Annotated in this window: 10 protein-coding genes; 4 read left to right on the top strand and 6 right to left on the bottom strand. The window is 57.2% G+C overall.

The window, feature by feature from the left end; all coding sequences use genetic code 11:
• Positions 1 to 90: 90 nt before the first annotated feature.
• Both EPG66_RS17970 and EPG66_RS17965 read right to left on the bottom strand, forming a co-directional pair.
• Positions 91 to 933 (bottom strand): MurR/RpiR family transcriptional regulator, encoded by an 843-nt coding sequence (locus tag EPG66_RS17970; protein ID WP_010253340.1) that lies wholly within the window; start codon positions 931 to 933, stop codon positions 91 to 93.
• A gap of 574 nt (positions 934 to 1,507) precedes the next feature.
• A complete protein-coding gene (locus tag EPG66_RS17965; RefSeq protein WP_064704118.1) occupies positions 1,508 to 3,421 on the bottom strand; it encodes a bifunctional 5-dehydro-2-deoxygluconokinase/5-dehydro-2-deoxyphosphogluconate aldolase in 1,914 nt (637 codons plus the stop codon).
• Between the two features lie 545 nt (positions 3,422 to 3,966).
• On the opposite strand from EPG66_RS17965, the gene iolD reads away from it, so the two are divergent.
• From iolD to iolE, 3 genes are all read left to right on the top strand, one after another.
• A complete protein-coding gene (iolD, locus tag EPG66_RS17960; protein WP_182687694.1) occupies positions 3,967 to 5,907 on the top strand; it encodes a 3D-(3,5/4)-trihydroxycyclohexane-1,2-dione acylhydrolase (decyclizing) in 1,941 nt (646 codons plus the stop codon).
• Positions 5,908 to 5,969: 62 nt separating this feature from the next.
• Positions 5,970 to 6,980 carry a bifunctional inositol 2-dehydrogenase/D-chiro-inositol 1-dehydrogenase gene (gene iolG / locus EPG66_RS17955; protein WP_033780961.1) on the top strand — a complete coding sequence of 337 codons (1,011 nt, stop codon included), beginning with the start codon at positions 5,970 to 5,972 and terminating at the stop codon, positions 6,978 to 6,980.
• Between the two features lie 47 nt (positions 6,981 to 7,027).
• Positions 7,028 to 7,924, top strand: a complete 897-nt coding sequence (gene iolE / locus EPG66_RS17950) for a myo-inosose-2 dehydratase (protein ID WP_010253335.1) — start codon at positions 7,028 to 7,030, stop codon at positions 7,922 to 7,924.
• Between the two features lie 58 nt (positions 7,925 to 7,982).
• On the opposite strand, the gene EPG66_RS17945 is transcribed toward iolE, so the two are convergent.
• Positions 7,983 to 8,537 carry a DcrB family lipoprotein gene (locus tag EPG66_RS17945; RefSeq protein WP_010253333.1) on the bottom strand — a complete coding sequence of 185 codons (555 nt, stop codon included), beginning with the start codon at positions 8,535 to 8,537 and terminating at the stop codon, positions 7,983 to 7,985.
• Positions 8,538 to 8,653: 116 nt separating this feature from the next.
• Positions 8,654 to 9,319 (bottom strand): 7-cyano-7-deazaguanine/7-aminomethyl-7-deazaguanine transporter, encoded by a 666-nt coding sequence (locus tag EPG66_RS17940; protein ID WP_031594232.1) that lies wholly within the window; start codon positions 9,317 to 9,319, stop codon positions 8,654 to 8,656.
• 204 nt (positions 9,320 to 9,523) lie between these two features.
• Here EPG66_RS17940 and tusA point away from each other — a divergent pair, with 204 nt between their 5' ends.
• On the top strand, positions 9,524 to 9,775 hold the full coding sequence (gene tusA / locus EPG66_RS17935) for a sulfurtransferase TusA (RefSeq protein ID WP_010253330.1): 252 nt from the start codon (positions 9,524 to 9,526) through the stop codon (positions 9,773 to 9,775).
• A gap of 54 nt (positions 9,776 to 9,829) precedes the next feature.
• On the opposite strand, the gene EPG66_RS17930 is transcribed toward tusA, so the two are convergent.
• Positions 9,830 to 12,121, bottom strand: coding sequence for a zinc/cadmium/mercury/lead-transporting ATPase (locus tag EPG66_RS17930; RefSeq protein ID WP_182687693.1), 2,292 nt, complete (start codon positions 12,119 to 12,121; stop codon positions 9,830 to 9,832).
• A 93-nt stretch (positions 12,122 to 12,214) separates the two neighbouring features.
• On the bottom strand, positions 12,215 to 12,844 hold the full coding sequence (locus EPG66_RS17925) for a lysoplasmalogenase (RefSeq protein WP_109652986.1): 630 nt from the start codon (positions 12,842 to 12,844) through the stop codon (positions 12,215 to 12,217).
• Between the last annotated feature and the right edge of the window lie 29 nt (positions 12,845 to 12,873).

The raw sequence follows: 12,873 nt of genomic DNA, 5'->3' as shown, positions 1-12,873 counted from the left end.
TGAAAAATAAACAGCAATCACGGTTTATAACCCGCGTTCATATCAGTAAAAAGGGCAGCCTGTCGCGCTGCCCTTTTTTGTGTGTGGAACTCAGCTGGTCTTTGCGTTGTTCAGTGCCAGCGAAACCGCCAGCGTCTGTGCCAGGCAGAGTGAAGCGACCTGCGAACGGAAGCCATCGACCTGCGCTTCACGTACCACAAAGCAGACATCGCTGAAGGCGGCCAGCGGACTGACCTGACTGTCGGTAATGGCAATCTGATGCGCACCGCGCTTGGCACCCATTTCAACCACCTCGACCGCTTCACGTGCATAAGGCGAGTAGCTAATTGCAATCACCACATCTTTCGGGTTTACCAGGCTGAGTTGCTCGGTAAACATCCCGCCCAGGCCATCAATCAGGAAAGCGCGGCGCTCCAGATGACGCAGCGCGTAGACCAGGTAGGAGGCGACGCTGAAAGAGCGGCGCAGTCCGATGACATAGATATTCTCAGCTTCATTCAGCAGCTTCACCGCTTTGTTCAGCTGCTCAGGATTAACCTGCATCGCCAGCTGCTGCAGCGCCTGGCTGTTAACCATGGTAAAGACGTTGAGGATTTCCGCCGGACTTTCAGGCGCACTGGCGCTGTCGTCCGTTGAGGTCTGGCGAAACAGGCGAGCGCGCTCGGTATAGTTGACCGTCTCTTCCATCAGGTGCTGACGAAAAACCTGTTTCATTTCGTTGAAGCCGCTGAAGCCAAAAGCATTCGCAAAGCGGATCAGCGTGGACGGTGGCACATCGGCCTGCTGAGCAATCGAGGCGACGGTATCGAAAGCAATACTGTTACTGTTATCAAGGATGTAGCGCGCAACCTGTTTAAGACGCTTGCTCAGCGTTTCGTAGCGGCGACGAATATCGTCCTGCAAGAGAGAAAGTTGGGTGGGATTATTGTTCATCACTTCTGCCCGTATAATTAGAATAATGGCTGCATAATGAGCGCTATATTACCAGATGGATGGAAAATTTCATTTCTTTGCGTCAACGATGCAGTTTATTTCATGGCTTTATGAAATGGTTCACAGATTAGCCTCAGCACCCGAGGCGCGCCTCTGCACAGGTCATAACAGGATGAAAACCGACGTGGAAAGTAAGTGAGGGGAAGAGGGATGCGAGTAAAAACGCCATCCCGGGTGTGATGGCGTGAGATTGTTGAAAAGTGTGTCCCTTCCAGCTGTAAGACTGTGCAGGCTCAGGTAACACGGTCAGATCGGAAAGTCGCTAAAGCCATCCCTGGCCGCTCGGCCCGCGCGATTACGCACCTCGTCCCTGAGGTGCGCCCGTAGCCGGGCCAACGCGTTGCGTTGTTCAAAAACGCTCCCGGCGTTTTTGTCCCTGGCGCGGGACGCTTTCCTCCTCTGACCGTGTTACCTGCGCATTGAGCTTATTCGTTGCGGCAACGTTCACCCTGCTTTGAATGAGTCAGCAGTCTGAGGCTATCCTGGTTGAGACAGCCTCTGGCAGAGCAGGAAATCAGGCGCGGGCAGCGCGCCAGTACTCAATCAGTCGCAGATAGTTGCCTTTAACCGTCTCAATCAACGCCTGATCGTCCAGCTCCCCCTGTAACCACTGGCGGGAAGGCTGACCAAAGATAGTGCGGCCTACCGCAAAACCTTTCACCCAGGGCGCTTTGGCCGCCGCGGCGAAGCCCGCTTTAAGCTTCTCTTCGGGCGCATCCAGACCGAGTAACAGAATGCCGCGACAGTGGGGATCCTGCTGCTCAATCAGACCGCTAATCGCCTGCCAGCTTTCCGCCGACAGCGGTGGCAGTTTCCACCAGTCAGGCTGGATGCCCAGACTGTAGAAATGGCTCAACATATCAAAGTAATACGCTTCGTTCTTATCCGGGTTGTTGTCGGGCAGAATCACTTCCAGCAGCAGCTCATGACCGCTTTTGTTACAGCCGTTCCAGACATCGAGCACCAGCTCATCCTGCTCTTTACGCAGTTCAGCACTGTCATGCGGATGATAGAAGACCAGACATTTCACCACGTGTTCGGCAGGCCAGTCGATCAGCTGCGAGCCGATGTTGCCATGCTCCAGGCGCAGCGGACGCGAGCTCGGCAGCTCAATCGGGCGGCCAATCCACCAGTTCTTACCGGTGATGGCGTTCAGCGCCTTCTGACCGTAGGTTGTATCCGCCAGAATCCCGCTTTTATTCTCTAATCCTGCCTCTCTGGCAGCCTGCTGAGCAGCTTCCAGCAGCAGCAGTTTCAGTTCCGGAATGCGGCTCTCATCAACGCCCGCTTCCTGCGCCATATCCGCCAGCTGTTTGCGGTGGTCAAAGGCGAAGACATTCAGCTCCGGCCACTGCTGCTTGCGGGTAGTCACGCGGTGCAGGTGGTTCAGACGGCTGTCGAGATCGGGACGTTTCACCTCTTTGTCACGACTCAGGAAATCATCCAGTTCTGCTTTGGTTGGCATGGCGGGCGCACAACCGTGGCGTGATACCACCAGCGCTCCGCAGGCGTTGGCGTAACGGCACGCCTGAGTCCAGCCCTCATCATTCAGCCAGCCGCGCAGCAGGCCAGACATAAAGGCATCGCCCGCGCCCAGCACGTTGAGAACCTCGACGCGAACGCCCGTGTGCAGCTCAGTCTGTTCCCAGCTATCCGGGATCTCACCTTCAAACACCACGCAACCCAGCGGACCGCGTTTGCAGACCAGCGTCGCCTGACTCGCCTGACGCACGTTTTTCAGCGCGGTCAGGGTGTCGGTACTGCCACCGGCAATATGAAACTCCTCTTCGGTACCGACGATCAAATCGAAATAGTGCACCACTTCCTGTAACTGCTGCGTGACCTGTGACGACTCAATGAAACGCGTTTCACCGTCGCCCAGAGAGGTCAGTCCCCACAACACCGGACGATAATCGATATCCAGCGCCGTGCGCAGGCCGTTGCGGCGGGCGATATCCAGCGCTTTCAGCACCGCTTCGCGGGTCTGAGGATGGGATAAGTGGGTGCCGGTAACCGCCACGGCGCGCGCAGAGGTAATAAAGGCTTCATCGATATCGTCCGGAACCAGACCCATATCGGCGCAGTTATCGCGGTAGAAAATCAGCGGAAAAGTCTCTTCATCTTTAATGCCGAGGATCACCAGTCCGGTCAGACGCTGCGGATCGGTGATTAGCGCATCGGTGTTACAGCCTACGCGCTGCAACTCTTCACGCAGAAAGCGACCATTATGCTCATCTCCCACCCGTGCCAGCATCGCCGATTTCAGCCCCTGAATCGCGGTGCCATAGGCGACGTTGCCCGACGAGCCGCCCAGATATTTAGCAAAGGAGGTGACATCTTCCAGTCGCGCCCCGATTTGCTGGCCATAAAAATCAACGGCGATGCGCCCGATACAAATCACATCAAGCGGTTTCTGTTGTGTACTCATACCTGTGGTTTCCTTCTGTGATTAGCAGCGCTGGCGGGCGTAAAGACCGACACCAGTTTCGCTCTGCTTCCGGGTCTGTAGGTGTCTGACTGGCTATGAGGGGAGTATGAGGAATAAAAATTCCATATTCAATACGAAATGAAATATCCATCGCAATTTTGTGAACCAGGTAAAACTCCTGATTGCCGCCCGCCTGCGCGAACTCTGCCAGCGTGATGTGCGGTATGTCAGGGTTGTGAAGGGGATCGCAGGAATCCGCACGCCAGTCAGGCAAGCTGCTGCATTGAAATGAATTTTTTCATCAGGCACCACTCTCTGTTAAACGTTCCAGATTTCCCCACTGCAATCGCCCGCCAGACCTGTTGCCGTCATTAAATTTGATCTCACTCGCAAAATGAAATGTTTCTTCTGTAATCGTGTTTTATGAAAAATATATTTGTTTATAATCGCCTCACGTTTCAGTTATTCAGGTCGCCTTTTCCGCCGATGACAACGCCTAGCGTGCTGTCGCGGAAGTCGGGGTCCACCAGCATGTAAGGAAGAATATGGGCACTATCAGACTGACCACGGCACAGGCGCTGGTTAAATTTCTTGATAATCAATTTATTGATGTCGATGGCGTTGAGACGAAGTTCGTAAAAGGCATCTTCGCCATTTTCGGACATGGCAACGTGCTGGGGCTGGGCCAGGCGCTGGAACAGGATAGCGGCGATCTGGTGGTTTATCAGGGCCGTAATGAGCAGGGCATGGCTCATGCTGCCACCGGCTTTGCGCGCCAGTCGCTGCGCCGCCAGATTATCGCCTGCAGTTCATCTGTGGGGCCTGGCGCGGCCAATATGATCACCGCCGCGGCGACCGCGACCGCCAACCGCATTCCTCTGCTGCTGCTGCCAGGCGATGTCTTCGCCACCCGCCAGCCCGATCCGGTGCTGCAACAGATTGAGCAGAGCTACGATCTCAGCATCAGCACCAACGATGCCTTCCGCGCCGTCAGCAAATACTGGGATCGCGTCAGCCGCCCGGAACAGCTGATGTCCGCCTGTATCAACGCCATGCGCGTACTGACCGATCCGGCAGAAACCGGCGCGGTCACGCTGTCTCTGCCGCAGGATGTGCAGGGCGAAGCCTGGGATTACCCGGACTACTTCTTCCAGAAACGGGTGCACCGTCTGGATCGCCGCCTGCCGGTGGCGGCGCAGCTGGCAGATGCCCTGACGCTGATTAACCGTAAGCGCAAGCCGATGATTATCTGCGGCGGCGGAGTGAAATACTCCGAAGCGGGCGAGGCGCTGCGCCAGTTTGCCGAGCGCTATCAGATTCCCTTTGCGGAGACGCAGGCGGGCAAAGGCACGCTGGTCTCTGACCATCCGCTGAATGTCGGCGGCGTGGGCGAAACCGGCTGTCTGGCGGCTAACCTGCTGGCGAAAGAGGCCGATTTAGTGATCGGCATCGGCACCCGCTACACCGACTTCACTACCGCGTCGAAATGGATTTTCCAGCATACCGATGTCAGCTTCCTGAACATCAACGTCAGTAACTTCGACAGCTACAAGCTCGATGGCGTGCAGCTGCTGGCCGATGCCCGCGAAGGGCTGACCGCGCTCACCGCCGGGCTGGCCTCGCAGCACTACAGTAACGACTGGGGCAACCAGATTGAGCAGGCGCAGAGCCAGCTGCTGAAAGAGACGCAGCGTGTCTACCAGGTGGAATATCACGATGGCGACTTTGTGCCGGAGATTGCGGATCATCTCGACCGCGAAGCGGTGTTCGCCGAGTTTAACCGCCTGACCCAGTCGCTGCTGACACAAAGCAGCGTGCTCGGCACCCTGAATGAGCAACTGCCAAAAGACGCAGTGGTAGTGGCAGCGGCGGGCAGTCTGCCGGGCGACCTGCAGCGCGTCTGGCGCACCAAAGATTACAACGCCTACCACGTTGAATATGGCTACTCCTGCATGGGTTATGAAGTGAATGCCGCGCTGGGTGTGAAGCTGGCGCAGCCGCAGCGCGAGGTCTATGCGCTGGTCGGTGATGGCTCCTTTATGATGCTGCACTCAGAGTTGGTCACCTCAATTCAGGAAGGGGCGAAGATCAACGTGGTACTGCTGGATAACATGACCAACGGCTGCATTAATAACCTGCAGATGGAACACGGCATGGACAGCTTTACCACCGAGTTCCGGTTCCGTAATGCGGAAGGCGGCAAGCTGGACGGCGGCTTTATCCCGGTCGATTTCGCCGCTATCGCCGCCGGTTATGGCTGCAAAACCTATCGTGTGACCACGCTGGAGCAGCTCAAGGCGGCGCTGGAAGATGCCCGCACGCAGACGGTTTCCACCCTTATCGACATCAAAGTGCTGCCAAAAACCATGATCCACAAATATTTCAGCTGGTGGCACGTCGGCGTGGCGCAGGCCTCGAAGACCGAACGTTCTCAGGCGGTGGCGGACAAGCTCAACAGCCATCTGGATCAGGCGCGAAAATATTAATTTCAGGGCCGTGCCGCGGCCCGTTTTGCTCTTCTCCGTACGAACCCTACACAGGTGTAATTATGACTTTGAAACTTGGCGTCATCGGTACAGGTGCAATTGGTCAGGAACATATTCGCCGCTGCAGCCATGTGCTGCAGGGTGCACAGGTGGTTGCCGTCTCTGACATTAATGTCGAAGGCGCGCGTGCCGCACTGCAACGCCTGAATATTGAGGCGGAGGTATTCGAAAATGGACACGACGTGATTCAGTCTCCGAATGTTGATGCGGTGCTGGTCACCTCATGGGATCCGACCCATGAAGAGTTCACCTTAGCGGCGATTGCCGCCGGTAAACCGGTGTTCTGTGAGAAGCCGCTGGCGATGAGCGCTGAGGGCTGCCGCCGGGTCGTGGATGCAGAGATTCAGGCGGGTAAACGCCTGGTGCAGGTCGGCTTTATGCGTCCCTACGATGCGGGCTATCGTGCACTGAAAAAAGTGATCACCGATGGCGATATCGGTGAGCCGCTGATGCTGCACTGCGCGCACCGCAACCCGACCGTGCCGGAGAACTACACCACGCCGATGGCGATCACTAACACCCTGATCCACGAGCTGGATGTGCTGCGCTGGCTGACAAACGATGACTATAAAACGGTGCAGGTGGTCTTCCCGCGCGTCACCTCGAAGTCACACAGTCAGCTGAAAGATCCGCAGATCGTGCTATTCGAAACCCAGAAAGGGGTTCGCATTGACGTCGAGATCTTCGTTAACTGCGCTTACGGCTATGACATTCAGTGTGAAGTGGTGGGTGAAGAGGGGATTGCCCGCTTGCCAGAGCCCTCTTCGGTGCAGCTGCGCAAAGAGGCCCGCCTGTCGAACACCATTCTGGTGGACTGGAAAGATCGCTTTATCGAGGCGTATGACGTTGAGCTTCAGGCGTTTATCAACGACATCAAAGCGGGCCAGTTGACCGGTCCTTCTGCCTGGGATGGCTTTGCCGCCTCAGTCGCCGCCGATGCCTGCATTAAAGCGCAGAACAGTGGTGCGATTGAGCCGGTAGAGATGCCGCCGCGTCCTGCTTTCTATAACTGATTTAGCTGTCTATGCGGCATGGCCGCTCTCCGCCTGGGAATAAGATAATGAACAAAGAGAATGTAAAACTGGCGATCGCCCCGATCGGCTGGACCAACGATGACATGCCGGATCTCGGCAGTGAGAATACCTTCCAGCAGACCGTCAGTGAGATGGCGCTGGCTGGCTTTACCGGCAGTGAAGTGGGCAGCAAATATCCCCGCGATCCGGCGATCCTGAAACCGATGCTCGACATTCGCGGCATCGAGATCTGCAACGCCTGGTTCAGCACCTTTTTCGCCAACGGCGACAAACAGAAAACCATCGAACAGTTCATCGAGCATATGAACTTCCTGCATGCGATGGGCGCGCGGGTGATTGGCTGTTCTGAACAGAGTAAAAGTATTCAGGGCACCGGGCTTGCGGTGTTTGAAGAGAAAGCCATTTTCAGCGATGAAGAGTGGCAGTTAACCGCGGAAGGCTACAACGAACTGGCCCGCATCGCGGCGGAGAAGGGGATGCGCGTGACGCTGCATCACCACATGGGCACCGGTATTCAGACCACTGAAGAGATTGACCGGTTTATGGAGATGACCGACGAGCAGGTCGGTTTGCTCTATGACACCGGCCACGTCTACTACTCCGAAGGCTCCCAGCAGAAGATGCTGGCGGTACTGGAGAAATATCTGCCGCGCATCTTCCACGTTCATCTTAAGGATGTGCGTGATGAGGTGGTCGCCGAGGTGCGTGAGAACCATCTCTCGTTCCTGGAAGGAGTGAAAAAGGGCACCTTTACCGTACCGGGCGATGGCGTGATCGACTTCAGACCGGTGTTCAAAATCCTGGATGATTACGGCTATAAAGGCTGGATGGTGGTTGAGGCGGAGCAGGATCCGGCACTGGCCAATCCGTTTGAATATGCGGTGAAAGCGCGGAAATATATTCGCGAGAATGCAGGTTTATAAAAAGCCCTTCTGACCGAAGGCTGGCTTCCCCGCCGTGCAGGGAAGCCAGCCGTCTGGTTTACTTCAGCGTAATGCTTTTCACGATGTTGTCAGCATCGCTCTGCGCCTGCTGCTGATTATCACCTGGCAGCGTAATCTGCAGCGTCACCAGTTTGCCATCCACTTTCGCCAGAACCACTGAAGACCATGAGGTCTGGTTGTTGGCAGAAATCACCGTATCCAGCTGCTGCGCGGGCTGATCTTTCAGCGTCACAGATTTGTTCGACACCACCTGCAACTGCGGATCGCGGTTACGCTGCTGCTGTTCCATGCGCTGCGACAGCACATCCAGCCCATCATTGGTCGGGTCACCGGCAATCACAATAATTGCGCGGGCACCGGTTTCATCCGCATAAACGTGCATGTTAGTGGTCTGCGAACCCAGTTTACCGCTTTTATCGGACATGCCTGGTGGCAGCGAGAAGCTCAGTTTGCCATCCATCAGCGTGACGGTTTGCGCCGACTGACTGGCGCTGACGCCGTTGTCATTCGCCGCTTCATCTTTCTTCTGGTCACAGGCCGCTAAGCCGAGTACCAGTAAACCCATTCCTACATATTTCACCAGGTTGCGCATCAGAATCCCTTTTTAAGTTTCCAGTCAGGCATTAATACAACAGGAATCAGGTTGCAAACGCAACCTGATGATTGTCAGAAGATCTTAGCGGATAGTAGTGGAAACCGTATGGGCGCTTAGCCGAAATTTACCTGGCGGGCGGTCTGGCGTTCAGCCATACGCTTCAGCGCCGCGTTGAGCAGCACACCGTAGGCGGGCAGGAAGAAGACCATGCAAATCAGCACTTTGAAGCTGTAATCCACCAGGGCAATCTCAACCCAGTGCTGCGCCATAAACGCATCGGGGCTTTTATAGAAGGCGATAAAGAAGAAGGCCAGCGTATCGCTGATATTCCCCAGGAACATGGCGCAGCCCGGCGCAATCCACCACTGTGGCAGGCGACGCAGACGGTTGAACACGTGAACGTCGAGAATCTGACCCAGCGCGTAAGCCATAAAGCTGGCGCAGGCGATACGGGCAACAAACAGATTCATCACTTCCAGTGCCTGCCAGCCCTGCCATTCACCCTGATAGAACAGCGCCGAGACACTGTAAGAGATAAACAGCGCCGGGATCATCACGGCCAGAATAATGCGTCGGGCCAGCGGTGCGCCAAAAATACGCACGGTGAGATCGGTCGCCAGGAAGATAAACGGGAAGCTGAATGCACCCCAGGTGGTGTGGAAGCCAAACACTGAAATGGGCAGCTGAACCAGATAGTTACTTGAAGTGATCACCAGCAGGTGAAACAGCGATAACCAGAAAAGCGCATGCATGCGCTGACGCGAAGAAAATGCGAGCATATTCAACCTTTTTAATGTTGGGGTGAGGGAACCCATTGCGGGACGCCGTTCGGGCAGCGCCTGGCAGTTTTATGAGCAAAAAGCGGCGGCATCTTACCGCGTTGTGCTTTTTATGCAATGGTTAATTTTAGCGCAATCGTTATCGCCTTGCTTCACCGCCAGCACGCGCTAGAATGAGCGCCCCTTACCTGAACCGAGTTGATTATGAGCGATGCTTTTTCCTCTGCCGACCATCAGCTGGATGCCCGTGGCCTGCGTTGCCCGGAGCCGGTGATGATGGTGCGCAAAACCGTACGCAGCTTGCAGGATGGCGAGACGTTGCTGATCATCGCCGATGATCCGGCCACCACGCGCGATATTCCCGGCTTCTGCCGCTTTATGGAACATGGCTTGCTGGCGCAGCAAACCGACACGCTGCCCTATCAGTTTCTGATCCGCAAAGGCATGGCGGGTTAACGACAGCCGTACAGGCCGCCGTTAACTTCACTCTTCTGATCAGAAGCCGCCTGCTCAGGCGCGGCGACGCAGTAACCTCAGCGCGTTGGCGGTGACCAGCGCGGTCGCACCCGAATCCGCCAGCACCGCCAGCCAGAGTCCGGTCAGACCCAGCAGGGTTGTAACCAGGAAAATCGCCTTCAGCCCCAGCGCAATACCGATATTCTGACGGATGATGCGCCGAGTCCGGCGTGCCAGCGCAATCATCGGAGCCAGATTGCTGAGCTGATTACGCGTCAGGGCAGCATCGGCCGCTTCCAGCGCCACATCGGTGCCGCTGCCCATAGCAATGCCCAGCGTTGCCGCTTTCATTGCTGGCGCGTCGTTAATGCCATCCCCGACCATCGCCAGCGGCTGTTGCTGACTCAGTTCACGGATCGCCGCGACTTTATCGGCGGGCAGCAGACTGGCGCGATAATCAATATCCAGCTGGCGGGCAATGGTCGCCGCAGCGCGCGGATTGTCGCCGGTCAGCATCAGGCTCTCAATACCCAGCTTTTTCAGCGCCTTTAACGCATCGACGGCATCGTCGCGCAGCTGATCGCGCAGAGCCAGCGCACCCAGCGCTTCGCCATCGCGCATCAGCACCACCAGAGTTTCACCTTCAGCTTCCTGTTGCGCTATCTGCGCATTTTGCTGCGGCGTCAGACCGGGCGCATGGCCGGGCGTCAGCAGCTGAATCTGCTGGCCAGCGACTTTCGCGCTGATGCCGCGTCCCGCCTGCACCTGCTGATCCTGCGCGTCAGGAATCACCAGATAACGCGCCTGCGCGGCCGCCACGATAGCGCTGGCCAGCGGATGGGTGGCACCCTGTTCTGCAGCGGCGCTCAGCGCCAGCATCTCTGACTCGCTGGTCGTGCCAAACCGCAGGATCTGCGTCAGCTGTGGCTTGCCCAGCGTCAGAGTACCGGTTTTATCAAACGCCATTCTGCGCACCGAACTCAGCCGCTCCAGCGCCGCACCGCCTTTGATCAGTGCGCCCTGTCGCGCCGCCGCAGCCAGCCCGGAGGTAATGGCTGCAGGCGTGGAGATCACCAGTGCACAGGGGCAGCCAATCAACAGCAGTGTCAGCCCTTTGTAGATCCACGGCTGCCAGTCGCCTGCGCCGAGCAGGGGCGGTACCACCATCACCAGCACAGAGAGCAGCATGACCAGCGGCGTGTAAATACGGCTGAACTGGTCGATAAAGCGTTCGACCGGCGCACGATGCGTTTCCGCTTCTTCAATCAGTTGCAGGATACGGTCGATCGCGCTTTCACCCGGCTTCGACACCACTTCCAGCATCACCAGTCGATCAACGCTGGTGGCACCGGCGAGAATTTTTTCGCCGCTGGCCCGCGTTACCGGCAGTGATTCACCGGTTAGCGCGCTCTCATCGAAACTGGCAAGCGGACTGATTAAGCTGCCATCGACCGGCAAGCGACTGCCCGCCGCGACTTCAATCACATCGCCGGGTTGCAGCGCTGCGAGTGGTACCTCAGTACGTTTGCCCTGTTCAAGGCGAATCGCCGATTCAGGCCGCAACGCCATCAGGCTGGTTACGCCGCTGCGCGCCCTGGAGGCGGCATAGCTTTCCAGCTGTTCGCCCAGCTGAAACAGCACCAGCACCATCGCGGCTTCAGCGTGTGCGCCAATAATCAGTGCTCCAGCTGACGCCAGCGTCATTAATGTCTCAATAGTAAAAGGCGATCCGCTGCGCAGACGCTGCCAGGCGCCGCGCGCCACCGGGACCAGGCCGACCAGCGTGGTCAGCACAAACAGCCGATCGCCCCAGGCGGGCGAGAACTGGCTGAGAATGCTACTGGCAAGCACCAGCAGCGCCAGCAAAATCAGCATCCGGTTATGCTGCCAGCCCGGCGTAGCGGGGGATGTGGCCGACGTGGCTGATGGGGTTGCGAGCTGGAAGCCGGCTTTTTTCACCGCCTGTTCAACGGCGTTTTGTACATCCTGGTCAGCGTTGACCACCAGTTTCTCGCTGCTGAACAACACACGGGCGTCGGTCACGCCACTTACCTGACGGACAGCGGTTTCAATGGTGCGGGCACACGACGGGCAATCCATCCCGCTGACCTGCCAGCTAAAGGGATAACTGTCGGCGCCTCGCCGGTCACTTTCCTCAGCGGCGTCGGCGTCGTTGCCAGGGCTGCAGTTACTGTCACAGCAACAGCCTGCCGTCTCCGCAGGTACAGGCGTCGCGGCGTGGATAGAAAGGGAGAGGGGGCGGGCCTGGCGAACCTGGCACAGCGGTTTTGCTGCGGCGTGACTGGCACGGGGTTTACCGCAGCCACAGGCGTGATGTTGATGCATATGACCTCCAGAGTGTAAGAATAGTGGGATGAGCAACGCAGCCCATCCTTTATCCTACACTCTGGAGTGAACTCCAGAGTCAAGGCTATTTTCTCAGACGACCCACAATGAGCGCACGATCATAAAGTGACCGGCAAAGTAGCAGGCGGCGACAATCGCGCTGTCGGCGGAAAAGCGGCGACGATAGTGTGAAATAAACCAGACGGCGTTGGCCAGCAGCAGCAGACCGGCACCCACCATGATCGAGAAGCTGTAATCGGTCGGGCGGAAGAAGTACTGCTCGGTCGCTATCCAGGTCATCACCAGCGTCATGCCGATAAAGGTGCAGACAGGCCAGCGCAGATCTTCCAGTCGGCTCCAGATGATGCCAATCAGGGCGGCACCGATGATGAGCAGCGTCAGCGGAATCGGCCAGAAGAAGGTCATGGTCATGCTGGCGGCGAAGCAGAGGGTATAAAGCAGGTGCGACAGGAAGAAAGCCCCGATGGCATAGAGCATCTGCTGACGCGGCAGCAGCGTTAACGCATCACCAACCAGCGTCGCCACCAGACCGGCCAGAATCAGGTAGTCCGTAGTCTGCAGCACCGGTGCCTGCCAGGCCAGCCCGACAAGCAGCAGCAGCGTGACCGGCTTAAATAACCAGCGTTGCCATTGCGGGCCGCGATAGGTGGCGTCGACATAGAGCCAGCCGGAGAAAAGTACAGCGAGGAAAGACCAGAGCATTGTTTCTCCCTTTTTTGTTCAAAATGGTG

The sequence above is a fragment of the Pantoea pleuroti genome (assembly GCF_014156615.1).
GTDB classification, from domain to species: Bacteria; Pseudomonadota; Gammaproteobacteria; order Enterobacterales; family Enterobacteriaceae; genus Pantoea; species Pantoea agglomerans.
The sequence above is the reverse complement of the archived record's forward strand: the minus strand, read 5'-3'. Positions and strand labels throughout refer to the sequence as shown.

What these genes read in the sequence shown, in the direction of transcription:
- EPG66_RS17970 (WP_010253340.1), bottom strand. Translation starts at nt 933, where the DNA reads ATGAACAATAATCCCACCCAACTTTCTCTCTTGCAGGACGATATTCGT.
- EPG66_RS17965 (WP_064704118.1), bottom strand. Translation starts at nt 3,421, where the DNA reads ATGAGTACACAACAGAAACCGCTTGATGTGATTTGTATCGGGCGCATC.
- iolD (WP_182687694.1), top strand. Translation starts at nt 3,967, where the DNA reads ATGGGCACTATCAGACTGACCACGGCACAGGCGCTGGTTAAATTTCTT.
- iolG (WP_033780961.1), top strand. Translation starts at nt 5,970, where the DNA reads ATGACTTTGAAACTTGGCGTCATCGGTACAGGTGCAATTGGTCAGGAA.
- iolE (WP_010253335.1), top strand. Translation starts at nt 7,028, where the DNA reads ATGAACAAAGAGAATGTAAAACTGGCGATCGCCCCGATCGGCTGGACC.
- EPG66_RS17945 (WP_010253333.1), bottom strand. Translation starts at nt 8,537, where the DNA reads ATGCGCAACCTGGTGAAATATGTAGGAATGGGTTTACTGGTACTCGGC.
- EPG66_RS17940 (WP_031594232.1), bottom strand. Translation starts at nt 9,319, where the DNA reads ATGCTCGCATTTTCTTCGCGTCAGCGCATGCATGCGCTTTTCTGGTTA.
- tusA (WP_010253330.1), top strand. Translation starts at nt 9,524, where the DNA reads ATGAGCGATGCTTTTTCCTCTGCCGACCATCAGCTGGATGCCCGTGGC.
- EPG66_RS17930 (WP_182687693.1), bottom strand. Translation starts at nt 12,121, where the DNA reads ATGCATCAACATCACGCCTGTGGCTGCGGTAAACCCCGTGCCAGTCAC.
- EPG66_RS17925 (WP_109652986.1), bottom strand. Translation starts at nt 12,844, where the DNA reads ATGCTCTGGTCTTTCCTCGCTGTACTTTTCTCCGGCTGGCTCTATGTC.